Origin of the sequence: uncultured Aquimarina sp. (genome assembly GCF_947500065.1) — a bacterium.
Lineage (GTDB): Bacteria > Bacteroidota > Bacteroidia > Flavobacteriales > Flavobacteriaceae > Aquimarina.
This window is the reverse complement of the sequence record NZ_CANMQT010000003.1, coordinates 300,154-325,804: the sequence shown is the minus strand read 5'-3', so window position 1 is coordinate 325,804 and position 25,651 is coordinate 300,154. Positions and strand designations below refer to the sequence as shown.

General features: G+C 32.8%; 14 protein-coding genes. 8 read left to right on the top strand and 6 right to left on the bottom strand.

Features of this window, described 5'->3' with window-relative positions; all coding sequences use genetic code 11:
- The first annotated feature begins 29 nt into the window (after positions 1–29).
- Positions 30–3,656 (top strand): M1 family aminopeptidase, encoded by a 3,627-nt coding sequence (locus tag Q0975_RS11445; RefSeq protein ID WP_299436722.1) that lies wholly within the window; start codon positions 30–32, stop codon positions 3,654–3,656.
- A gap of 211 nt (positions 3,657–3,867) precedes the next feature.
- On the opposite strand, the gene Q0975_RS11440 is transcribed toward Q0975_RS11445, so the two are convergent.
- A complete protein-coding gene (locus Q0975_RS11440) occupies positions 3,868–5,421 on the bottom strand; it encodes a M20/M25/M40 family metallo-hydrolase (protein ID WP_299436720.1) in 1,554 nt (517 codons plus the stop codon).
- A 162-nt stretch (positions 5,422–5,583) separates the two neighbouring features.
- Entirely contained in the window at positions 5,584–6,822 is a 1,239-nt protein-coding gene (locus Q0975_RS11435; protein WP_299436718.1) for an MBL fold metallo-hydrolase, read from the bottom strand.
- Between the two features lie 131 nt (positions 6,823–6,953).
- Between Q0975_RS11435 and Q0975_RS11430 the strand changes: the two genes are divergently transcribed.
- The 3 genes from Q0975_RS11430 to Q0975_RS11420 are packed head-to-tail and all read left to right on the top strand — an operon-like array spanning position 6,954 to position 11,683.
- On the top strand, positions 6,954–8,657 hold the full coding sequence (locus tag Q0975_RS11430; protein ID WP_299436716.1) for a trypsin-like peptidase domain-containing protein: 1,704 nt from the start codon (positions 6,954–6,956) through the stop codon (positions 8,655–8,657).
- Positions 8,658–8,697: 40 nt separating this feature from the next.
- Positions 8,698–9,528 (top strand): hypothetical protein, encoded by an 831-nt coding sequence (locus Q0975_RS11425; protein WP_299436714.1) that lies wholly within the window; start codon positions 8,698–8,700, stop codon positions 9,526–9,528.
- A 1-nt stretch (position 9,529) separates the two neighbouring features.
- Positions 9,530–11,683: a hypothetical protein gene (locus tag Q0975_RS11420; protein ID WP_299436711.1), complete on the top strand. Its 2,154-nt coding sequence runs from the start codon at positions 9,530–9,532 to the stop codon at positions 11,681–11,683.
- Between the two features lie 57 nt (positions 11,684–11,740).
- Here Q0975_RS11420 and Q0975_RS11415 read toward each other — a convergent pair whose 3' ends face one another.
- Positions 11,741–14,884 (bottom strand): carbohydrate-binding protein, encoded by a 3,144-nt coding sequence (locus tag Q0975_RS11415; protein ID WP_299436708.1) that lies wholly within the window; start codon positions 14,882–14,884, stop codon positions 11,741–11,743.
- A gap of 389 nt (positions 14,885–15,273) precedes the next feature.
- Here Q0975_RS11415 and Q0975_RS11410 point away from each other — a divergent pair, with 389 nt between their 5' ends.
- Both Q0975_RS11410 and Q0975_RS11405 read left to right on the top strand, forming a co-directional pair.
- Positions 15,274–17,454, top strand: a complete 2,181-nt coding sequence (locus tag Q0975_RS11410; RefSeq protein WP_299436705.1) for a S9 family peptidase — start codon at positions 15,274–15,276, stop codon at positions 17,452–17,454.
- A 75-nt stretch (positions 17,455–17,529) separates the two neighbouring features.
- On the top strand, positions 17,530–18,450 hold the full coding sequence (locus tag Q0975_RS11405; protein ID WP_299437230.1) for a phospholipase A: 921 nt from the start codon (positions 17,530–17,532) through the stop codon (positions 18,448–18,450).
- A gap of 126 nt (positions 18,451–18,576) precedes the next feature.
- Here the strand turns inward: Q0975_RS11405 and Q0975_RS11400 are convergent, their stop codons facing one another.
- Both Q0975_RS11400 and Q0975_RS11395 read right to left on the bottom strand, forming a co-directional pair.
- Positions 18,577–21,639: a GEVED domain-containing protein gene (locus Q0975_RS11400; protein WP_299436702.1), complete on the bottom strand. Its 3,063-nt coding sequence runs from the start codon at positions 21,637–21,639 to the stop codon at positions 18,577–18,579.
- Between the two features lie 529 nt (positions 21,640–22,168).
- Positions 22,169–23,329, bottom strand: a complete 1,161-nt coding sequence (locus Q0975_RS11395) for an iron-containing alcohol dehydrogenase (RefSeq protein WP_299436699.1) — start codon at positions 23,327–23,329, stop codon at positions 22,169–22,171.
- A gap of 193 nt (positions 23,330–23,522) precedes the next feature.
- Here Q0975_RS11395 and Q0975_RS11390 point away from each other — a divergent pair, with 193 nt between their 5' ends.
- A complete protein-coding gene (locus Q0975_RS11390) occupies positions 23,523–24,725 on the top strand; it encodes a GAF domain-containing sensor histidine kinase (RefSeq protein ID WP_299436696.1) in 1,203 nt (400 codons plus the stop codon).
- Between the two features lie 6 nt (positions 24,726–24,731).
- Here the strand turns inward: Q0975_RS11390 and Q0975_RS11385 are convergent, their stop codons facing one another.
- A complete protein-coding gene (locus Q0975_RS11385) occupies positions 24,732–24,911 on the bottom strand; it encodes a hypothetical protein (protein ID WP_299436693.1) in 180 nt (59 codons plus the stop codon).
- A gap of 87 nt (positions 24,912–24,998) precedes the next feature.
- Here Q0975_RS11385 and Q0975_RS11380 point away from each other — a divergent pair, with 87 nt between their 5' ends.
- Complete coding sequence (locus Q0975_RS11380; protein ID WP_299436690.1) at positions 24,999–25,568, top strand: hypothetical protein; 570 nt, start codon at positions 24,999–25,001, stop codon at positions 25,566–25,568.
- Positions 25,569–25,651 lie beyond the last annotated feature (83 nt).

The window sequence follows — 25,651 nt, the reverse complement described above, 5'->3', positions numbered from 1 at the left end:
CCAATTCTTTCATTCTAAACGTATTCGCTATGTTATTCGAGATATTCAAATTTGAAATTAAATACAGGATAAAACGTCCTGATACCTATCTATATTTTTTTATTCTATTATTGTATTCTATTCTATCAGTAGACATCATTTTTGAAGGTAATTTAGACCCTATCAAAAGAAATGCACCATATGTTATTGCACGAACGATGACTATTAGCTCTGCATTCTTTATGATGGTTACCTCTATGATTATGGGAGTAGCTGCATTACGTGATTTTGATCATAATATGGAATCACTAATGTTTGTGAATCCTATTAAAAAAAGCGATTATTTGCTGGGTAGATTTTTAGGTTCTTTTATCGTGTTGTTTTTTATTTACTGTGCTATGCCTTTGGGTATGGTTATAAGTGATTTTCTACCATGGAGAGATGGTGACACTTTATTAATCTTTAATTTTTGGCATTATTTACAGCCATTTTTTATGCTGATAGTACCCACGTTATTTTTTGGAGGTGCTATATTTTTTGTAAGCGGAGCTTTAAGTAGAAAATTAATGGTTGTCTATACGCAAGGAATACTATTTTTTATGGTATACATATTCTCAATGCAATTGGCTCAAGGATCTGAAAATTTATACCTATCTGGGCTTTTAGAACCATTTTCTTTTCAAACAATTAGTTTGGTTACTGAGTATTGGAATGTAACAGAACGAAACACAATGTTACTTTCTATGGAAGGAATGTTGCTGTATAATAGGCTGTTATGGATAACAATTGGAGTAATCGTTTTAGTTATTGGTTATTATAGATTTAGTTTTAGGGTTGTTAAAAATGGTATTGTAAAAAAACTTAAAACAATCATTACTGGTCAAGAAGCAAAAACGGCTAAAGAAATAGATGCTATACTAAATTCAGGTAATATAGCTACAGTAAATCCAAATAAGATAACCTTGTTGTTTCAGCATTCTTTATTTTATTTTAAATCTATACTAAGATCAGCACCATTCTGGGTTATTGCTGCTTGCGCTTTAGGGATTATCCTGATTAGCTCTATAAATCTAGACACTTCTTTTGGTGTAGAAAGTTATCCAACTACTTATATTATTGTTGGTGAGTTATTAGAGAATACATTATTGTTCTTCATATTAATTATTATATTTTATTCCGGAGAATTGATCTGGAAAGAAAGAGATGGCAGATTGAGTCTTATTTATGATGCATTGCCTGTATCTGATGTTATCTATTTGACGAGTAAGTTTATTGGGCTTATCCTAGCATATACCTTGATAATGATTTTGATGATTATTGCAGGTATTATTTTCCAAACTTCAAAAGGGTATTATGAATATGAACTAGGAGTGTATTTTACAGGTTTTTTTGTTGAAATATTTCCTTTCCTTTTCCTTTTTACTGTGTTGTGCTTTTTCTTTCAAGTCTTAGTAAACCATAAGTTTTTATCACATATTTTGGTTATCATATTTACTTTTTGCTGGACAATAGGCCTGCGTGTATTGGGTTATGATCACAGTCTATACATATTTGGAGGTCCAGATTTAGGAATGTATTCGGATATGAATGGTTATGGTCATTTTTGGGAACCTTATATCTGGTTTAAAATCTATTGGGTAGCATTTTCGGCAATATTGTTTGTTATTGGGATTGTTCTATCGGTAAGAGGTACAGAAACAAATATAATAAAGCGTTATAAATCCAGTGAACTAAGACTTACAAAGTCATTAATTCGGTTTGGAATTATGATGATATCAGTTTTCTTGTTATCTGGTTGCTATATATTTTATAACACGAATATTCTTAATAATTATTCGACAATTACTACACAGCAGAAACATAGAGTTGATTATGAAAAAAAGCTTGAGAAATATGATAAACTCTTACAACCTAAAATTATAGATGTTAACCTAAAAGTAGAGTTATATCCATACGAAAGAAATTATACGGCAGAAGGGTATTTTATGCTTAGTAATCCTCACAGTACAACTATCAATGAAATTCATATACAAAAAGCACCAAATGATCATGTGGAAATTGAATATCTTACTATAGAATCAGGAGCTAGTGTAAATAATGAATTTGAACTATATGGGTACTCTATTTATGAATTAAAACAACCTTTGAAGCCAGGTGATTCTGTTAAAATGGAATTCAAACAAACGCATATCACTAAAGGTTTTGCAGAAAACGAAAGTACTAATATTGTATATAATGGAACCTTGCTAAGTAATTTTCATTTACTAACAATAGGGTATAATAAATATATTGAATTAGAGGACAAATCAGAGCGTGAGAAATATGGTTTAAAACCAAAAATGAGAAGGGCCAAAATAGATGATCCCAAAGCTATTCTAGAAGGCTTATCTTCTGGTGATGGTGAGGAAATTAATTTTGAAATCATTATTGGGACTGATATAAATCAAACTGCCATTGCACCGGGTTATTTGCAGAACGAATGGGAGGAAAGTAATCGTAAGTATTTTCATTATAAAATGGATAAACCTATGTCTAATTTCTATTCTATAATATCTGCAGAATATCAGGTAATGAGCGATAAATGGACATCAGAAGATTCAAACTTTAATCAAACCGTAAATCTTGATATATATTATCATAAAGGGCACGAATATAATTTGGATCGAATGATGAATGGTATGAAAAAGTCTTTTGATTATTTCAATAAAAATTTTGGCCCGTATCAATACCGTCAAATGAGAATTGTAGAATCTACCAGCTATAAAAGTAGAGCGCAATCATTTCCAAATACGGTACCTTTTTCAGAAAACATTGGCTTTATTATGGATATTGATGATAAGAAAGATGTAGATATGGCCTTTTATGTAACTGCACACGAAATGGCGCATCAATGGTGGGGACATCAGGTAAATCCTGCCAATGTACAAGGTAAAGCTATGCTTTCAGAAACCTTAGCACAATATTCAGCGTTAATGGTTTTGAAAGAAGAATATCCTGAGGAAAAAGTACAGCAGTTTTTACAATCTAGAATTAATAGTTACTTAAAAGCGAGAACTAATGAAAAAATTAAAGAAATGCCTCTAAATCTGGTAGAATCAGGTCAAGAATATATCTATTATGATAAAGGATTGATTAATATGTATGCCTTACAAGATTATATTTCTGAGGATAGTGTGAATATAGCTTTAAAAAGATTTGTTAGAGATTGGGATAGTTTTGAAGGTTTAAAAAAGATCAAAACTAACAGATATGCTACTACCAAAGATTTACTGCCATATTTTAGAGAGGTAACCGCAGACAGCTTGCAATATGTGATAACGGATTTATTTGAAACCGTTACATTGCATGAAAGTAAGATAACTGAAGCGACTTATAACAAGATTTCTGAGAATCAGTACGAAGTAAAACTGAACTTAGATTTAGAAAAATATAAAATAGTCGATATTAAGAACGAAAGGAACATTCCGGTAAACGACTGGATTGACATAGGAGTATATGCAAGTGGTACCAATGGGAATCAAGAGTTGATATATCTAAAGAAACATAAAATCACCAAACACTTTACAGAATTACAAATTATAGTAGATCAAAAACCAAGTCAAATTAGTATTGATCCTAAAAATAAGTTAATTGATAGAAAAAGAGAGAATAATGTAATTATACTTTCCGAAATATAGATGCCTAATTCATTGTTCTATAAAATGATTAAAATAAAGAGGCTGTCTAAAAACTAGATTTCTATGTCATTTCGAGCGGAGTTGAGAAATAATTATCCTTGGTTTTCAGTACATTTCGACTCCGCTCAATGTGACAGTATTGTAAATATTGTGCTTTTCGGACAGCCTCATTATTCAAAATATTCTTACATAAAAGAATATCCAATTGTACCTAGTTCATTCCTCCGGCACGATTTGGTGATCGCGGTGTTGGCCACTTTCTTTGTTCTCCTGTTCTAGAATCAATAGGAAGAACACTTTTTACTCGAGAGGTTTTTTCAGGATCTTCACTAGCCATATAGGTAAGTATAGCTGTAAGAATAGCATTATTACGTACATCATCAAAAATGATTTTATCATATGTATCTCGATTTGTATGCCACGTATAATTCCAGTAGGACCAATTTAATGAGCTTAAACTGAATGCTGGCGCTCCTGCTGCTTGAAAAGACGCATAATCAGAACCACCTCTCGCAGGAGTACCAGGAAAAGTAGTTTCTATATGTTGTGTGATTTCTTCAGGAACTGCTGCTAACCATTTACTTAGGTAATCATATGAATGAAGAAAACCACCTCCAGACAAACGAACTACACGACCGGTACCATTATCTTGATTAAATGATGCTTGAACACCTGCTACAATATCTGGATGATCTTCTACAAAGGCTCTTGATCCATTTAATCCTTGTTCTTCGCTACCCCAATGTCCAACAAGTATTGTACGTTTAGGATTAGGGTAGATTTTTTTTAATAAACGCATTGCCTCCATCATAACTAAGGTACCTGTACCATTATCGGTTGCTCCAGTTCCTCCATCCCAAGAATCAAAATGTGCGGAAAGAATTACATATTCATTAGGTTTTTCTGTTCCTTTAATTTCTGCAATAGTATTAAAAGTAGGTACTTTTCCTAACTCTTTAGATTCTGCAACAATATTAATTTTTGGCTGTTGACCAGATTTTACAAGCCTATATAACATCCCATAATCCTCTAGCTCAAGATCTACAGTAGGAATCTTCTTTGTACGAGCACCGAAAATTTTATTTACTCCAAATCCTCTTGACCAGTTTGAAGTTACGATTCCAACTGCTCCTGCTTTTTCTAATGCAGCAGGTAGGGTTCTATTGTTATACCCTGTCGTTTTCATGTTTTTTCGCCAAGCTTTAGTCTGAATATCTCGCGCATCTTTCATTTTAGTAAAAGATTCTTCTGTAGCAAACTCTTCCCAGTTATAATCAGGACGTCCTGTAGGTTGTAACATGGATATAAGTACAATCTTTCCTTTAATAGTAGTCAACCATTTCTCGAAATCCAGAGAATCTTTTAGCTGTACAGGTAATACCATCAATTCTGCTGTTATACCTTCTTTTGAAGTGCTTGGATTCCAGGCAAGTTGTGTTCCTCTTAAACTTTGAACACGAGGATATACCATATCTATATGAGTAATACCTCGTTCCCATCCGCGCCATTCTCCCCATTTTTCATTTCTAGCGCTAATACCCCAATCGGTATATTTTGCAACAGCCCATTCATTTGCATGTTGCATTTGAGGAGTACCAACTAAACGAGGACCAATAATATCTGTAAGTTCATGAGCTAAGGATTCTAGTTTAGAGTTTTCATTAGCTTCTTTGATAATTCCATCTATTACAGGATCTGTTTTTTGTGCTAATATTACACTTGATAATAGAAGTGCGATAGTCAATATTTTATAAGATGTATTCATGTGTAATTGTTTATTGGTATAATTTACGAGAAATGATTTGAGATTGAATCTATCTTTATAAATAGTTTAAGAAATAAATCTAAATATATTGTGCTGGTTGATAAAACAAACATTACTTACAAAATTAAAGGGCTAGATGTATTGCATCAAATTGTAGAATTATTATATCCTTAGTTTCACATATCCATCAACACCATTTCCCCATTCATCTACATCTGGCCAAAGTGTATCATAATTATATTTTTGTTTACTCATATCATCATCAATATCTAGTAATCGATCGCCTTGCTTGTAATTAAAAACGAACGTTTTATAAGATGCTACAGGGTGATTATTCAAAATACTAGCCATGGTTTCAAAATTTGGATGTCGATGCCTTCTTCCATTACTGGAAAAAAGATAGTACTTAGCCTGAACCATTTTGATAAGTTCAGGACTGTTATTTTTCCATGCGCCATGATGTGCAACTTTAAGAACATCTATCTGTAGTGGAAATTGATCTTCAGGAATCATTTTTTTTAATTGTTCTTCTACTTGACTCGGAATAGCATCACCAAGAAAGAGTAGTTTTATATCTCTGTATTCTAATAAAAAGATAATAGACGATCCGTTAGTAGGGGATTTGTCTTCTTTTTCCCAAGGTTTATTATAGTTTTCTACCCAATCTCCGAAAGTAGATACTAACATTTCTTCGTCAAGAATAGCTTCATCAAGATCAGCCTGTCTCATTTCCTCCATCATTTTTTCGAAAGCATCATCAAAATATGAATCCTGATTGATCTTGCCTGCAAATATCTTTTTTAGATAGCGATACCATGTATTTGCCATTTTATCTAAAGAAGTTTGTGTGGGACCCAGTAATGTCAATTCTAGATTGTCTGACAGTTTTAGTTTTAATGGTTGATCAGTTTTTACTGCTAACGAATTAAAAGTAGTATTCCATTTGTATCCATATTTTAGAAGTAAACTACCTAACGATGTTCCTTGCTCATAACTTACTAATTGAATTTCATTTTCTGTTTCAATACTTTCTTTTCCACCAACGATTGGTATATCAGGAATACTTCCGTTTAGATCACCCTCTTCCTTATCTTCAAAATTAAGATGGCGATAACTATTAAACCAAACTTCATCAATCCCAATAACAGATGGATTATTAGCTTCTCCGTTTTCATTAATAAAAGCGATGGCACCAGATATATGGTCCGCATCGATATGAGTTACTACAAACTTTGTTAATCTACGTCCTTCGGAATGAAGTGTTTTTAATCTAGGTTTTAGATGATCCCGAAAAGTAGAGATGTATCCTGTGTCAATAAGAATAAGTGCTTCTCCAAAATCTAAAAGTATTGCATCGCCGTTTCCTGCAGGAAATAATTCTATAGATATAGTATCTGACATACTTGAATTTTTCAACTAAATTAAACAGTATAATTATTGTCTGAACAGAAAGGAACAATCAATTTATCGTAAATTAATGATTATTGTTATTTCCCCCAATTTTTCTTACCTTTTTGCAACAATATCATCTAATGGCCGACACTTTAATTAAACTGTTTCAAAAGAGAACAGTACTTATTAGTACGACAAACTCTATAGGAACGGGAACTCTTATTGCTCCTGGAAAAGTGCTTACCTGTGCTCATGTTATAAGGAAGTCAATAGATGATATAAATACGATAAAAATTTTATTCCCTGATGTTACACAACCAGGGCATTTTGAATGGGAAGAGAATGCTGCTAAGGTATATCTTTCCAAAATATACGAAGAGTCGAATAAAAAGGGGAATGAAGTTGGAACTGAAATAGAATCATTAAAAAAAGAGTATCCAGATGTTGCTATTATAGAAATAGCCAAAAAAGATCACGCTCTGATGGCATTACCAAATAGTGATGACATTTCTAGTGATCTTCAGAATCGTCAATTTTTAGCATTTGGTTTTCAAAAAAAAGATAGAGACCTTAAACGCAATGTACCTCAAGCAGTAAGTCTGAATTATAATGGTGAAGAAATTGATTCAGATGTTATTAGAAAATTAGTTTTTGCGAACGGATTGATTCGCCCAGGAATGAGTGGAGCCGCTTTAATCGAAAGAGAAACTGGTGACATTATTGGGATTGTACAAATGACTCGTAGTGCTAATGATGATTTGGGAGCTTATGTTATTCCTATTGATATCATTTGGAAGGTTTTTAAGAAATGGGAAGAAGATGGAGACACTGAGATTTTTTCTGAATTACACAGTAAAGAAGTAAAAAAACAGATTCAAAAAGAATATAACCAGGAATATCCTAAATATCCAATGTACCGGAAGTATGGAATTAGGTTGATCATTTTACCAACATTAATCTTTCTTTTGATTTGGTGGATGTTTTATCATCTTGGACAAATACAAGAATCTGGATTGGTGGCTATAATATTGGTAACGGTTACCATCTCTGGTAAAATAATGGGAGATTGGCTTGGTGAAGCTATAAATACGGAATCGAGTAAACTTAAAAACACCATAGGATCTTTACTTTTTGGCAATGTATTTTTGATAGGTCTTGGAATTATAACGCTCTTTTTATGGGTTTTTACAACATCTATATGGGTACACGGCAATTCTGAATTTGATCAAGTGCCAATAACCTTATTTAGTGGTGAAGAATATAAAGAAGGACGCCAAAAAAGCCTGAATCCAATCGGGGATACAAGGTTTTTAATATGGACAACATTTATGGGAGATTCTGTGAAAATTGTTCCAGAAGGCATGGAAGAACTACCATTATTTGTTTCACCATTCTCTAAAAAAGAATTGTATTATCCAAAAAGCTTTTTAAAAGAGCCTTTGTTTTTGATTCGATTTGATGCAAGATTGTCAAGTAAAATGAATAAATATCGTGTAGAGGTTCAGATAGAAAAGCAAAATGGTAGTTCTATGAAGTTTACAGATAGTACTTTGGCTAATAGTGGTGCAATATTGTTGGGTAAGCGAAAACTAAAAATCACTAAGCAACGCGAGCAAATTTGGAAAGATTTTTTTGTGGAGGGTGGAATTAGAGACAATATTTTGGAAAAATGGACGGATCACTGGAAAAAAATAAAAATCTATAATGAAGTTGATTTGGATAAAAATGATAGGATATCTATAAAGGTTATTAAAAAATCTGATAGTACTATTATTAATGAACAATCTTATAAAATAGGTCCTAAAACTGATAATATAGACAAATTATTAAAGTTTAAATTTTAATGCCAATATTATGGGGGAAATAATAATTAATAGGAGGATCATGGGTATTCTCTTACTTTTTGCATTACACGTACAAGCACAGAAACCAGAAGTAAAAGTAAGTTTTGATATTGCAACGAATAATTTATTTTTTGAAATATTTGAAAGCGATATTGATGAAATGAAAAACAACGCTTTACCAATACTTATTGATGGATTAAATGAGTATATAGGATTTGTATCATTCTTTAAAGAATCTGCTTCTAATGAGCTAACCATAACATTAAAAAACAAAAACGTTGGTAGTACCGGTTTTAATGAAGAGTACTGGTTGTTTTTTGAATTAAAAGATCAAGAAGATTCTGTATTCACACACGAATGGCAGTTTCTAGATTACGAAGAGTTTGATGCATATCAGAGTTCTGCGATAATGATGTTAGACAAATTACAAGAAGATTGGAAAGCTTATTTAAATAAATCGTACAATCAAGAACTAGTGAGTATTTTATTTGACAAGATTTCGATAACTATTCCGGATAGTGATCACTATTATATTGATAATACTTCAGGTATTAAAGAGGCAATTCTTCCTTTTAAAAAAGAAGCACTTATGATGGAGCCCATAGATAGTGAGTTTAAAGTAATTGTTAATGGCAAAACTAATAATGGAGTTCATACGATATCCAAACATGAAGAAGCTCAGTTTTCTGGAGTTGTTCAGGAAAATATGACAAGCATACCTTTACCACTAATGGGATGTTTAAGAATACAGCTAAAAGAATTACCAGTAATGGAGCTTATTAATGGTAAGATATTCGTAACGAAATATAGAAGAAAAGTATATAGCACCATTGCTACTTCTAGTGAGTTTTTTGAATCTAACATAGAGTAAAATGAAAACTAAAAATTTATTCTTGATTGTATTCCTGACAATATCATTAGGATACTGTTATGGACAGGATACTGTAAAACCTTCTATAACCAGTAGCGAATTATTAGTAAAAGATGTCAATCTAACGGTTGATGATTTGCTTAATAATGGAGAAGTAAAGAAAGCAGCAGCACATATTAAAGATAAAAAAACGTATTGCCAAGAGGTTGCTGATGTCAAGTTATGTGAAGCGGGATTAAATTTCACTACTGGTTATTTATATCAGCAAGCCTCTCTTAAAGATAATCAGAATAGTAGGGCATACCAAAAAAGAGCTATCGTTTACTATGAGAAAGTTTTAACTTCATACCCAAATAATAAAGCCGCCTTGTCTAATTTTATTCAATTGATAGCGGTACAAGATATTGATCCGTCCATTATTAAAAAATTAGAATTAATGGCCAAAAAATATCCTGCGGAAAGGATCAATATCTATGTGCAAATAGGTGATATGTATAAAGATGATAATAACTTGCAAAAAGCTTGTGATTATTATAAAAAAGCATATAAAGAAGATCCTTTCTCTGAAAAAGCTTGTGGTGCTATGGTAGCGTTGTATACCAAATACGAGTTTTCTTGTGTTATGAGGAAAGATATTAGGCAATTAGCATTGGATTGTCAGGAAATTGACTTGCCAAATTATTCAGAAGAACTCCTTAGAAAAGAATTGATTTTATATTTTAATAATAAAGAGTATAAAAAAGCTTTAGAATCTTTGGTGTTTTGGTCTTATATAATGTCGAATAATAACTGGTTAAGTTCTTCTAAAGTACTTCGATTAAAAACTAAATTATTCCCTAAAAAGCAAATTAGATCTAGAGCGGAAAACCCTATTTACAATGCCTTAGATGAACTTCAAGATTTAATAGAAGTTGTTCAGGTAGAAGATACTAATAGTATTAAATTTTGGAAAGGATATAGCCCTAAAATTTATTCTTATGGAGAATCGAGTAAGATCGAACCAAAATCAGTTTTTTATAAAATTATGCATGCAAAAGGAGTAAAAGAAAACTTCAAAGGAAATGTAGAAAACGCAGAAAAATTTTGGGAAGTTATTCTCAAAGAAACTAGAAACGACGATAAGGCATTGTTTACAGTTGTGGCTTCGGATATGGCGCAATTATATAATAATAACCAAAGGTTAGATCCCTCTGACAAAAAATTAAACGAGCTTATAATTAGACTTTTTGATATGAAAGGAGCAGCTTATGGAGAGAACGACTTGCGTATGATCCGAAAATATCATATCACCCTTGGAAGTATTTTTTACAGTAAGAAAAAATGGGATGGGGCAGGGTTTGCCAATGCTAGATTTCAGTTAAGTAACGCAATAGATAATCGATTAGGACCAATAGTGAATCCAAAATTAAGAAGAATGTTAGGGGATGTGTATCATGAATTAAATCAGGATAAAAATGCCATTAATTCTTACAAGGAGTCTGTTCAGGATTATTTATCCTTTGATTTGATAAAAGATGCTGATATGCTGATGAATGACATTAAGAAAAAATATAATATTTCAATGAATTCTAACCAGAAAAAGGACCTCGAAGGAATTCAAATGATAATTGACTGGAGAAAAGAATTTAAAAACCCTAAAAATAAGTTGCTTAAAAACGAAGTAACGGTGATGGATTATTTAGCAAAAATTTCTAAAGCAGAAAAAGATGCCAATAAAGTATTATCAAAGGAATTTGTTAAACTTCAATTTTTCAAAGGACTTTCTGACTTAGGTGCATTGGTTTCGGAGAATAGAAAGATAGATAAGCAAATTATATTAGCCAATGCATTAGAAAAAATAGATAGAATATACCAGCTATCTTCACCAACAGATTTTAATAGAATAAAGAAAATTAAAATTTCTTTAGAAGAAAGTGTGGAACAACCAAAAAGATTGGAGAAAACACAAATGAATAAAAAAGCAAATTTATCCTATAATTCAGGATCAAAGTCAGGTTTTAAAACGTATAATGTTACCGCTTTGAATAAGGAAATTATAGTTCCTAATCAACTATTTAAACTAAATGATGTTCTCACAAATCATTATACATCAGATAGCTTAAAGAATAAAGCTACAATTGAATTAAAAGGCGGGAAATTCAGAGTTAAAAATTAACCTGAATTCCCCATCTTAACATTAGACTATTTGTTTTAAAATATAGTATATAAGCAATTACCGCTGAATACTTATTTTACTAAAATATGATTGTTTATTGTCTAGGATTTTTATGATATATACACCGGCTGTCAAGTTATGTACATCTAAAGCTGCTGATTCGCCTTTAATATTTTCCGAATGTATTCGTAGACCAGCTAAATTATAAATTTCTACTCGTGCTGTACCTAAACCAGAAACAGTGATATTTAATAAATCCGAGTTATTTAAAGGATTAGGATATACTAAAGGAGCTTCCTTTGCTATATCTTCAGGAAACTTATTATTTGTTTTAAAACGATCTCTACCAGCAAGCCATTCCATATCCCAGCGCACACCTCGTAATAAACATCCTTCAACACCCATATCAACTCTACCTGGACATAATGGTTCATCACTAGAGTCATTTATAGGTCCATTTCCACATTGAACATCATTATATATATTGTCTCCATTATTTCTGGATCTAAACAAAGGGTGCTTTTCTAATTCATCACAAATATCAACTACACTGTATTGAGTTCCATTAACGATTACCTTTTTACTCCCTAAATTATGATCAAAATTAGTACTGCACCAGCAAAATCCATTAGCTTCATAACTATCATGCCAAGAAACTCCTCCAGGATTTAAAGGAATATCTCCACAATCCTGAATTAGAATGAGGTGCGCTATATTGTATTCACAATCTCCACCTGCATATCTAGCAGCTACTTGATATTCTGCATTACTTAAACCTGTAAAACTATAAGAGCCAGCATTGTCATTAACGGTAATAGGGTATGAGTTTCCTCCATCAATACTTAATTGAATTTGTGTATACACATCCGAGTCTTCGAAATTGACAATAATTTGACCATTATTGTTGCTACAACCAGGATTCGTTTGTGTAATTGAAAGTCCACCAAAAAAATCTGAACAATCCTCACCAATAGGTGTGCAAGCCAATGCAGAGACATTCGACCCTGTTACTTCCATATAATCAATATTACCAAGTCCTGAGTTATTAGTAGCTTCGAGACGTATGTCTTTTACTCCTTCAGACAGATTCACTGTTACTGATTCTGTATCCCAGCCAGTCCAACTTCCTGTAGTATTAAAAGCAATATTACTTGCTACAGTGGATCCATCAACAACTAATTTTGCTGACCTGTTACTGGTACTGGCATATCTCCAAGTAAGGGTATATGATCCAGCTGATCCATTAATTTTCCAATCTATACCATTACCAATTGCATTAGCTGTATTGGTAAACCCTGTTCCTGTATGTCCCGTATGATTGTTGTCTATTGAACCATCATAAGAACAGAATCCAGTTTCATCTTCTTGAATAGTGATTGTGTTATTTGTAGCTGCATAATAAGTAGGTACATTTTGTTTCGAAATACCAGGCCCTTCGTAAGCTACTGACAATACATTTCCGCCAGTTTTTTCAAAAAACTGAACTTCTATTTTATGATGCCCGGCTTCTAAACAAACTGTTCCAGATTCTTCACGTGCACCATGTAATCCATCATTGTCTACTACCTTAACTCCATCAATCCAAAGTGAGGAACCATCATCAGAAGTAGTATAAAATGTATAGCTTCCATCACTTGGAACATTTATAAAACCATCGAATGTTAATCCGAAATTATCCTGACTTCTGGTATTACTAAGATCAATTGCTGAAGCAACTCCAGTTGATATTGGTGAAAGCGAATTAAAATTAGGAAGTGAATTCCAACTACCTTCATAATACTTATAATTAATACCAGAAGATAGGTTAGAAGGTGGTGTAACATCTGCCAATGGTGAATTACAAGGGTTTGCTGTGGTATCCTCAGAAAACTGAAACCAATCGATATCTAATAAATACCCATTGCCGCCAGTGAATACAAAATAAATATCCTGTTCTTCACTTACTCGTGATATACTCGCAGTAAAGGTTTCCCATGATGTAAAAGAACCTGTATTGGTAACTTCTACAGTTCCCAATAAAGTTCCGGAAACACTTCCTTGTCTTATTTCGATAGTTCCTCCTGAAGTGCCACTGGATGCAGAAATTTCTATTGAATTTGCTCCAGAACCAAAATCAACATTTTCATATTGCACCCAATCGCCATTATTTACCCAGCCTACAAAGGAATTAGTAGATCCTGTTTGTATACCTGATTGCTCACAAAAATCTTCTGCTTCTATCTGTGAAAATGCATCGTGACTGTCACAAATAGCTACAGTATCTTCACAAGTTTCACTTGAATCACTTATATTGCTTGACTGAGAAACCGCACTGGTAACGTCATAATCGTCTCCATTCCCATAAGAATTACAATTTAAAATTTTTCCAGTAGCTCCAGATTTAGCATAAATACCGTCTTTTGCATTATTTGCTACACAGTTATTTTTCCAATCAATATCTCTTGTAGTAAAGTTTTCACTATTTGCACCTAATCCAAAATCACCATTGTCAGTGATAATACAATTATGTACCAAATATCCTTCAGTATCTGCAGCACGTACTCCTCTAAAATAGTTTCCTGACATTTCACAATCATAGATTTCAATATCTTCGCTATAAGAAATATTAATTCCATTTGCAGAAGTAGAGTTGTTAAATGTAGAGTTCCTAACAACAGCACCATAACATCTCCTTAGGTACATATTATGTGCAAAACCTTCTTTACCAGCTGTTCCGTTTTTACTAAAATCACAGTTCTCTACTAAAACATTTTTAACACCTTTAATATGCACTCCCCATCCCGTGTTGTAACAACGAACACTTGATATTTTTACCGTATCGTGATCAGCGCCATAGGAGATAATTTCTATCCCTCCACCGTCAGATGCATTGGTACCATTTAAAGTTAGGTTCTGAATGGTAATGTTTTTTAAGCCATAACCAGATTGAACAATCATTTTTATATTTTGAGTTGTCTTAATGGTAGTGCCATATGTACCTGAACCTTGTAGTTTTGTGTTACTAGATATTTTAAGTGAAGAAGTAATCGTAAATGTGCCAGAAGCAAGTGTTACAGTACCACCTCCGCTAGAGCCTACATCATCGAGTGCATCCTGAATGTTCCCACCTAAAGGCACTGTTATATCAGCAGCACTTAACGAGAGGCTTATTAACAAGATAAAAACTTTTGTTATATTAATTAAGTAGTTTGTTTTGTCCATAATTAAATTATTTTAATTTTTAGACATATCTCAACCTTCACTTTAGGAGGAATATTTATGTCAATTTTGTTATGAAAAAAATATTTTTTTTATTTTTCAAAATACGATTGTATCGAATTAGGTTTAATTATAAATTGGTTGACCAATTTAATGAGAAGTAAAAATAACGTACACGTTTAAGGAATCATTCAACCTTTAGAATACGTAGGGAATGATTTAGAATTCGTTTGTTATTTATGGTAATATCCTGAATTAGAATAAAATTTATTCTTTTTTAAATAAAATTAATTGCTAATTGTTGCAGAATACTAGTATTTTTAAATCATAAAATTCAAATTGTATATAATAATTTGAATATTCATTTTTATTATTTAATCATACTATTACATATGAAAACTAAAATCATCAATCTACTTTTAGTATTGCCAGCATTCTTTATAGCTTGTAATACTGCAACAGAAGAAAAACCCGAATTACGACCCCATCAGTCGTTAGATGCTCCGGTAGCTAAAAAAATTGCGGAAGAGTTAACCGCGCACGAGGATACACGCATCGATAATTATTTTTGGATGCGACTAAGTGATGAACAAAAGAATGCCGAAACTCCAGATGCACAAACTAAGGATGTATTGGAATATCTAAATGCAGAAAATGATTATAAAGAAGCTGCAATGAAACATACCGATAGCCTTCAGAAAACGTTATTTGATGAAATCGTTGGACGAATCAAAAAAGATGATTCATCGGTTCCATATAATGACAATGGTTATTCTTATTATACCCGTTTTGAAAAAGGGATGGATTATGCATTGTATTGTCGTAAGAAATTAGAAGATAACGCAAAAGAAGAAATTATGCTCAATGGACCAGAAATGGCTAAAGGGCTTTCGTATTTTTCACTTGGTGGTATGTCTGTTAGCCCTGATAACAAAATGATTTCTTATGGAGTTGATACTGTATCTAGACGCAGATATACTATCTATTTTAAAGATTTACAAACAAATGAAATACTTTCGGATAAATTAGTAAATACTACTGGAGGTGTTGCCTGGGCCAATGATAATAAAACAGTCTTTTATACTTCTAAAGATTCTGTAACATTAAGAGCTAATAAAATCTATAAGCATGTATTAGGAACAGATCAATCAAAGGATGAATTAATATTTAATGAAAAAGATGATACGTTTAGCACTTTTGTATACAAATCGAGATCTGATAAGTATATTATTAGTGGTAGTTATCAAACACTCTCTACAGAATATAGATATCTGGATGCAGATACTCCTAGTGGAGAATGGAAGATGATACAAGCTAGAGAGAGAGACTTAGAGTATAGTGTAGCCCATTTCGGAGATCATTTTTATATAAATACCAATCTAGACGCAAAAAACTTTAAGCTAGTAAAAACACCGGTTACTGCTACTAGTAAGGAGAATTGGGTAGATGTAATACCACATAGAGAAGATATTTTGTTACAAGATTTTACAGTGTTTAAAAATCACTTAGTACTTAATGAAAGAAAAGATGGTTTAAGTACTATTCGGGTAAGAAAATGGAATGGAGATAATGATCATTATATTTCTTTTAATGACCCAGCATATCTTACCTATACTTCAACAAACAGAGATTTTGATACAAATATTGTACGCTTTGGTTATACATCGCTAACGACACCCAATAGTACCATCGATTATAATATGGATACTAAAGAGCAAACAATTTTAAAGGAACAAGAAGTGTTAGATCCTAATTTCTCTAAGGAAAATTATGTGTCTGAACGTTTATATGCTACCGCAAAAGATGGGGTAAAAGTCCCTGTATCCTTAGTGTATAAAAAAGGAACACAAAAAAGTGGTAGTACTCCATTGCTATTATATTCTTATGGTTCTTATGGAAGTAGTACTGAACCTTATTTTAGTTCTACCAGACTTAGTTTATTAGATCGTGGATTTGTATATGCAATAGCGCATATTAGAGGAGGACAAGAAATGGGTAGATATTGGTATGAAGATGGTAAATTATTAAAAAAGAAAAATACGTTTACCGATTTTATTGACGTAGGTGATTTTCTTGTAAAAGAAGGATATACTAGCTCTGATCACATGTATGCCTATGGAGGTAGTGCAGGTGGATTATTAATGGGTGCAATTTTGAATATGAAACCAGAACTTTGGAATGGAGTAGTAGCTGCTGTGCCTTTTGTAGATGTAGTTTCTACAATGATGGATGAAACGATACCATTAACAACATTCGAGTTTGATGAATGGGGGAATCCTAAGAATAAAGAATATTATGAGTATATGAAATCCTATTCTCCATACGATAACGTTGAAGCAAAAGAATATCCTAACATATTAATCACAACAGGATACTGGGATAGCCAAGTACAGTACTGGGAACCAGCTAAGTGGATAGCAAAACTTAGAGAGCTAAAGATAGATGATAATTTATTAATTATGGATTGCGACATGGAAACAGGCCATGGTGGTGCATCTGGGCGTTTTGAACGATACAAGAGAACTGCTCTTAATTATGCATTTATGCTAGACCTTGAGGGAATAGAGAAATAAACTTTGTGTTTATTAAAAGATCAAAAACCAGTAAGAATCTAAATGCTTACTGGTTTTTTTATAAAATTGAAAAAAGTGGTAGCACCAATCAATAAGATTTTTAGGAAAGTAATAATTACCGTAATGTTATCGGTTCTCACATTTTCTGTTAGTCATAGCCAAATCATTCTTCAAGATTCGGAAGGAAGTCTTTCCAAAAGATGGCAAATAAAAAGTGATAGTATAAAACGTTTTAAAATTGAACCATATAAACCGGTTTATTTTTTGTTAGCTAACTATACTACTGATATAAATAACTTTCCAATTAGTGAAAACCCTCTTAATTCAGTAGAAGAAGCTTCTGATTTTTCTGATACTGAGTTAAAATTTCAAATAAGCTTTAAGACCAGAGCTGTGAGAAATTTGTTTGGAAAAAAAATAGGCGGTGATCTTTGGGTTGGGTATACTCAATCTTCTAGATGGCAACTATATAGTGCTAATATTTCTCGACCATTTAGGGAAACTAATTATGAACCCGAATTGATGCTAGTTTTTCCAACGCCTTATAAAATTTTAGGATTGAATGGAGTATTAGCCGGTATAGGAATAAATCATCAAAGTAATGGGAGATCGAATCCTTTATCCAGAAGCTGGAATAGAATTATATTACAGTTCGGTTGGGAAAATCCTTCTTGGAGTTTTATGCTTAGACCTTGGTGGCGATTACCAGAAGATACTGTCGAAGATAATAATCCAGGAATAGAAAACTATGTTGGTAGAACAGAGTTTTTAACAGTTTTTTCCAAAGGAAAGCATGACATAAGTATACTAGCAAAGCATTCTTTACGTGGTGGAAACAAAAATAGAGGAAGTATACGACTAGATTATGCAATTGAGGTTTTAGGTCAGTTACAAATTCATGCACAAATATTTCATGGATATGGGGAAAGTTTAATAGATTATAACCATAGTCAAACAACTTTTGGAATTGGTTTATCTCTTCTGCAATGGAGATAGTTTGTACAATTCCACAAATACTTTAAAAATTTGATTAAGTTAATATCCTAACGGTTTTTTTAAAAGAAAAGGCTGTCCATAATATGAACAGCCTTTTGTACTACTTATTGGCTACTTTATTATCAATTATTTCTTGATAACAAATCTTTTTGTAATAGCTAATCCTTCAGAAGTTGTGAATCTTGCAAAATATATTCCTGAAGCAAATTGAGATACATCTACAGAAAGAGAATCTACGTTTGGATTGATCTTCTTAACAATTGCTCCTGTAGTCGAAATCATAACAATCTCATCATAGTTACCATTTCCAATTTCTATATTCAATACCGAAGTTGCTGGACTTGGATATAATGTAATACTTTTATCAGCTTTTCTGGTAAACGATACAATCTCAGCAGAATCAACTGTAGTATCCGGTGTACTTGGAGATGTAGTTGCCCTTGCGTTATCACCAGTAATAATGATTTGGTCAAAATACACCTGATCATTATTTACACTTGCATCACAACGAATACGGAATCTGTTATTTGCATTAAAGTTATAGGTTCCTGCATCAAGAACTATAGTATCTGTAAAGAACGTTCCATTGGTAAAATCAGTACCAGTGACATATTGACCAATAACTTGGTATGATGATCCATTAAAAAATTCAACAAAATAATCTTCTCCATTTTCCATACCATTTGCAAAAGTATGAAACTCAATAGATACTTGTGTATTCCCTGTTAAATCAAGAGCAGGGGATACGGCATTAGAAGATGCGCTATTATCTCGAAGTCTAATGGAAAAATCTCCTTCAAAAGCACGAGCACTATTATTAATACGAGCACAATCACTTCCGCCATCGGTCCATCCTTCTAAACCAGTTTCAAAATAATATGCAGCAATTTCTCCAGATGGTCCAGGTCCCGGTCCATCAGTTCCTAGATTTACAGTATAATCTTCAACTTCTCCATATGTGAACGTTTCACAAGAAGTAGGGACGGCATTGTATTTCATAGAAACTCTCATTCTCACTGAAGTTTCAGAAGTTCCACTTGGTATTGTAAATGATCCACTATTAGGAGTATCTGTAGAAGCAGTTTTAGACCATACCAATTCACCTGCATCGTCAAAATCTCCATTGTTATTATAGTCAATCCAAACCGCATAACCTTCTGCATATACAGTACCTGTCCAAGTAGGAGTAACGGTTACTGTGTATGTTTGACCTTCATTTAAATCAGTTGAAATTGACGTAAAATCTGAATAAAACTGAGCACCAGAGTTATTATTGATCGTATTCAGCTGAACATTGCTGATAAACTCATCATTTACATTGGTACTTGCAGAATCACAATAAACTGTAGTACTTCCATCTATAGTAGTAAATGAAGTAGTTACATTTCCAGAAACATTTCCAGCCGCATCTTCTGCATTTACAGAAGCAGTATACGATGTTAAAGGAGAAAGTCCTGTAACATCAAAACTAGTTGTTGTAGAAGTCCCCACCACAGTTCCTCCAATGGAAATATTATAACGAGCTACTCCAACATTATCGGTAGAAGCGGTCCAGTTAAGTGTGGCTCCACCAGATGTGATATTACTAGCTGTTAAATTTGTCGGATCCGAAGGTGCTTCAGTATCCGGAACTCCTGCTTCGATTTGAAATTTACCGACAACACCTCTTCTACCATTATTTACGTATTCATTGATAAACCAAAACGAAGAATCATCTGATGGATCTACATCAATTTTACTATAATCTCCATATCGTGTGCCAGGAATATTACCAGTTCCATTTGCTATAAGTTCTTCTGCAGTAGTCATAGTTCCTAAAGGATCAGAATTTAATCTGCCTGTAAAATAAGAACTCACTCTTACTGTAGATGGAGTAGTAGGACCAGACATAGAAGTATATCCCATTCCAATATTTCCTTGACCATCCATTGCTAAACTTGCATGCCAAGCGTGTCTTCCGTCGGGAGCCGTATAAGTACCTTCTTGATACAAAGACCAAGGTTGGTTATCTCCACTTTGTCTAAATTCATACCATCGTATAGCTGCTAATTCTCCAGAACTAGCATCAGCATCTACTACAAAATTAAACACTGCAGAATTATGAGTAGCAAATTTTCTAAATTGAGCTTGATTCATAATAGTAGCTTGTAACGCATCAATAGAAGTACCTCCTCCTGGTTGTGATAAATTTACGAAGCTTCCTCCATCAAAAACGCTAATAAAAGGAGTAGTATTGATTTGCTGAGGACTCGACACTGTAGAGCTTCCTGGATTATTCCAATTTACATCGGCGGTCCATACTTTAATGTGATCTACTGATACACCACTCCAAGCATTGTCTTGTAAATATACGATAGTAGCACCTCCAGGAGCAGGCAAATTGCCATCAGTTACATTTAGTGCTTGAGGGCTAAAAAAACCACTAGTAACAATTCCAGGAAGATTGAAACCTAGAATTTGTGCATTTGGATCTCCCGCCAACATAGCATCTCTTTCCAATGCCCATAATTTATTAGTTCCACCTGTATTTTCGGTAATGTAATATCCATCACTCCATACCGATAATTTTTGATAATCCTGTATTCCTGAAATGTTATAAACATACCATCCAGAGGTAACTGGATTGGGTCCATCAGAAACTGCTACCTGAGCACCTGATCCTAAAAATGATAGTACCCATCTATCCGCTGCATTGTCATAAGATGCTGTAAGATCACAACAACCTCCTGAAGGAAAAATTGCGGGATTAGGTGATGTTTGCCCAACGAGTTGATTACCAGATTTATCATAAATCATAAATCCAGTATTGTACACGACAACTACATGATTAGGACCTACAGCAATAGAAGGATCTGTAGGTTGAGAGTTGGATGTATAAGTATCAAAAACCAGGCTAGCAGGAGCTCTTTGTACACTTTGCTCCATTGCGTTTTTATTTTTGAAAAAATAATCATTTTCAGTTTGTGGGTCTTTACCCGAGATAATTTGATTTCCTAATGATCTTTTATCTTTTGCTTCTCTGACGGAATTATCCGGAGGAATAAGATCATTGGGTCTTGATGCGATTGAGGAAACATATTCTACAGAAGATACTTTTCCATGATAGAATGCTTTGGTTCCAGTTTGTTGTGCTTGAGTCATAAAACAGACCATAACAAACGCCGTTAGTAATACGAGTTTTAATTTCATTTGTGTTAATTTAAATGGTTAATTGATTTAAATTTAGTGCAAATTGTAACAGGAAATATGAAATTTTAGATCTTTTTTTTAAATGAATGGGAAGACCATATTAAGGATATGTAATAACCATTTTTATAGATGGAAGATTGTGTTTTTTATAATTTTAGAAGAAAAATTAGTGATAATTCATCTAACTCTATAGATCATAAAAATGTTGATTAATGAATGCTATTGAAGTTAAACAACAAGCTAAAAACACATACGTATGGTGGTCGTTCAGAACCATTTTAATAGTTTGTTCTGTATTGATAATAATAGTATTAAGCTTATTACTTAAAGTTATATATAATGATAGCGGTTTATTTAAATCATTTTCATTTGAGGTCCCTAAAACACCACTATTTCTTATGATAACATTTGCCTTTTTGTATTATGTAAATTCTATAGTTAGACTCAATTATCATAATTCTAAATAATAATATAGCCTTGTCTATATACTATCTAGACAAGGCTATATATTAATTTTCAGGTAGATGCTTTAATATGCCATTTCTACAATTTCGGCGGCAATGTCGGGAGTTATGTCTTGATGTTCTCCTAAAGAAGTCATTCCATGATCCGTTAGGTTTTTTGCTACTTTTTTCGAGAATCCATCATAGTCATCAGTATAATCTCTTAATCGAGTATCAATACCTAATGATTGAAAAAAGCTTTCGGTTCTTTTGATAGCTTCTCTGGCTTTTTCTTCTATACTTCCTTCAGTTATATTAAAAATACGCTCTGCATATTGAGCTAATTTTTCCTTTTTCTGCTCAAACTTTTTTGTATAGGCACTCGGTAAGATCACTGCTAAGGTTCTGGCATGATCAATACCATAAAAAGCTGTCAGTTCATGTGCAATCATATGGACACTCCAATCTGTAGGAACTCCTTTTTGGATGTATCCATTTAGTGCCATAGTACAGCACCACATAAAATTAGAAGCAGCTTTATAATTACTAGGGTCTTCAATAATAGCTGGAGCAATTTCTATTAAAGTTTGTAAAATTCCTTCAGAAAAACGATCCTGAAGATATGCATCTGCAGGATACGTCATATATTGTTCTAATACATGAGTGAAAGCATCTACAATACCGTTGGCTAATTGCCTTTTGGGTATACTATGAACAACAGTGGGATCACAAACAGAAAATTCTGGGAATAATCCAGGTCCACCCATCACCATTTTTTCATTTGTCTCTGATCTACTTACAACAGCACCACTATTCATTTCACTACCCGTTGCAGGTAATGTAAGTACTGTGCCAAATGGTAATCCTTTTAGTGTTCTAATTCTTTTTGACAAAATGTCCCAAGGATTATCCCCTTCATATAACGCTGCTGAAGATAAAAACTTTGTTCCATCTATAACAGAACCACCTCCAACTGCCAACATATACCCAATATCTTCTTTCTTTATAACCTCTAATGCTTTAAGTAAAGTAGTATATTCAGGATTTGCCTCAATTCCAGAAAATTCTATAACCGTATGATCTTTAAGTGCTGATACTACTTGATCATAAACACCATTTTTTTTGATACTTCCTCCTCCATAAAGTAGTAAAACCTTTTTGTCTTTTGGTACTTCAGTTGTTAGTTTGTCGATTTGCCCTTTACCAAAAATCATTTTGGTAGGTACGTATAATTCAAAATTTTTCATGATTTATATTTTATTATTACAGCTAATTAAGTATTGTTTGATTTTATTTCTACAAATTTCAAAATAAATATGCGTTAAATTATTGATCTATGGTAAGAAAAGCTTGAATCTTACGACTTTTAATAAATTGATTATGTAATTTATACGGTATAACCAGAGATTAAAATCAGATTATTTTTTTAGATTTACCCCAATGATAGCACCTAAATTCCCTGAAAACGAAAAACAACGACAAATTGCTGTAGAAAAGTATGGATTATTGGATACTTTACCAGAAGAAAGTTATGATAATATTACTTCTATAATGTCCTATATCTGTGATGTACCTATATCACTTATAACGCTCATGGATAAGGATCGTAATTTTTTAAAATCACATCATGGAATTCCTTTTAATGAATCTCCACGTGAAATTTCTTTTTGTGGGCATGCTATTACTTCAGACGATCCTATAACTATCATAAAGGATTCTAGAGAAGATGAACGTTTTCACGGAAATCCTTTGGTAACGGAGCATCAGGCTATTTTTTATGCAGGGGCACAGCTAATCGATTCTGAAGGGTTTAAATTAGGTACCTTATGTGTATATGACACTAAACCAAGAGAATTGACTTCTGAACAGAAAATGGCTTTACTTGCGATGTCTAAACAGGTAGTTAGCTTATTTGAACAGCGATATCAAAATCTAAAACTTACGCAACTTCGGGATAAGCTGGAAAAAAGAAATGACGACTTACAAAAATTTGCTAGTGTAGTATCGCATGATCTTAAATCTCCTTTAGCTAATATTATTTCACTTACAGAATTATTAGAAGATGATAATAAGGATAAACTTAATGAAGAATCTTTACAGTATTTAGAATATTTAAAGACTTCATCATATTCCTTAAAAGATTATATTGATGGTATCTTAAAGTTTTACAAAAGCGACGATTTAATAAAAAACAGAAAAGAGAAAATACTACTTCATCATCTTTTTGAAGAACTAAAAAAAATAACAGATTCAGAACATAAAGCTACGTTTACTATTTCTTCAGATATAGAGGAATTATTTGCAAATGAAACGGCGTTAATGCAAATTTTAGTAAATCTGATTACCAATGCAATAAAATATAATTCTAAACCCGAAATTTTAATTGATATTAAAGTATCGGATTTGCAAGATGATTATGAATTTATTGTAAATGATAATGGTAATGGCATACCACAAAATTATTTAGACAAAATATTTGACTTATTTACAGTTGTTGGAGTAGAGGATAGGGATGGTAATGTAGGTACCGGTATTGGATTAGCAACCGTAAAAAAGATAGTAAAAAACTTAGGTGGAGACATTTCTGTTACTTCTTCTGAAGGCAAAGGGAGTACTTTTACTTTTTCTATTGCTAAAATTTAGAAGTTATCAATCAATACATTCTCCTAAAATCAGTGTACGACCATCTGATGCTTTCTTTTCTCCACGTGCATAGGTAACTGGAGGATAAGTACTTCTTACTCTTACACCTAACTCAAAAACACCTGAAGCTCTACTCATTCCAGTTCCAGCAAGAATATCTACTTCAGAAACTGTCATAACGGCCATTAATCTAAGTAATGGTATGATCTAATACCATTTCATTGTTCGATGTATAATAAGTAGTATCTTTCATTCTTCTTAAAAAGAATTATTATGATCTATAAAATTAGACTCATTGCTTGTGCTTTCTTAGTTTTTATGCAAGTACAATCACAAGAGATTAATCCGGCAAAACAGTTTTGGAATACACTTCAATCACATTGTAATAAGGCCTATGAGGGAACCTTAGTAGAACCTAAAGAAGACAAAGATTTTGGAGGCAAAAAATTGATAATGCATGTCCGTTATTGTAGTGATACTGTTATTAAAATCCCTTTTTTCGTTGGAGATGATAAATCCAGAACCTGGATATTAACCTATGCAAATGATCGTATTTCTTTAAAACATGACCATAGACACGAAGATGGTACAGAGGATGATATTAACTTTTATGGAGGAACGACAACTAATAAAGGGAAATCCAATATTCAATTCTTTCCTGCGGATGCTCATACTCAAAAAATGATTCCCGGAGCAGCAACCAATGTTTGGTGGATAACAATAGATGAATCAACATTTACTTATAATCTAAAACGCTTAGGCACAGAGCGTGTTTTTAAGGTGGTTATGGATCTAAAAAAAACAATATCAGTCCCGGAGGCACCTTGGGGATGGAAGGATTAACTATGCTTTTTAGGGATGTAAAAAAAAATGAAATTAATTAGTTATATATCAAATTAATAGCACGATCTTTGCATTTCAAAAAT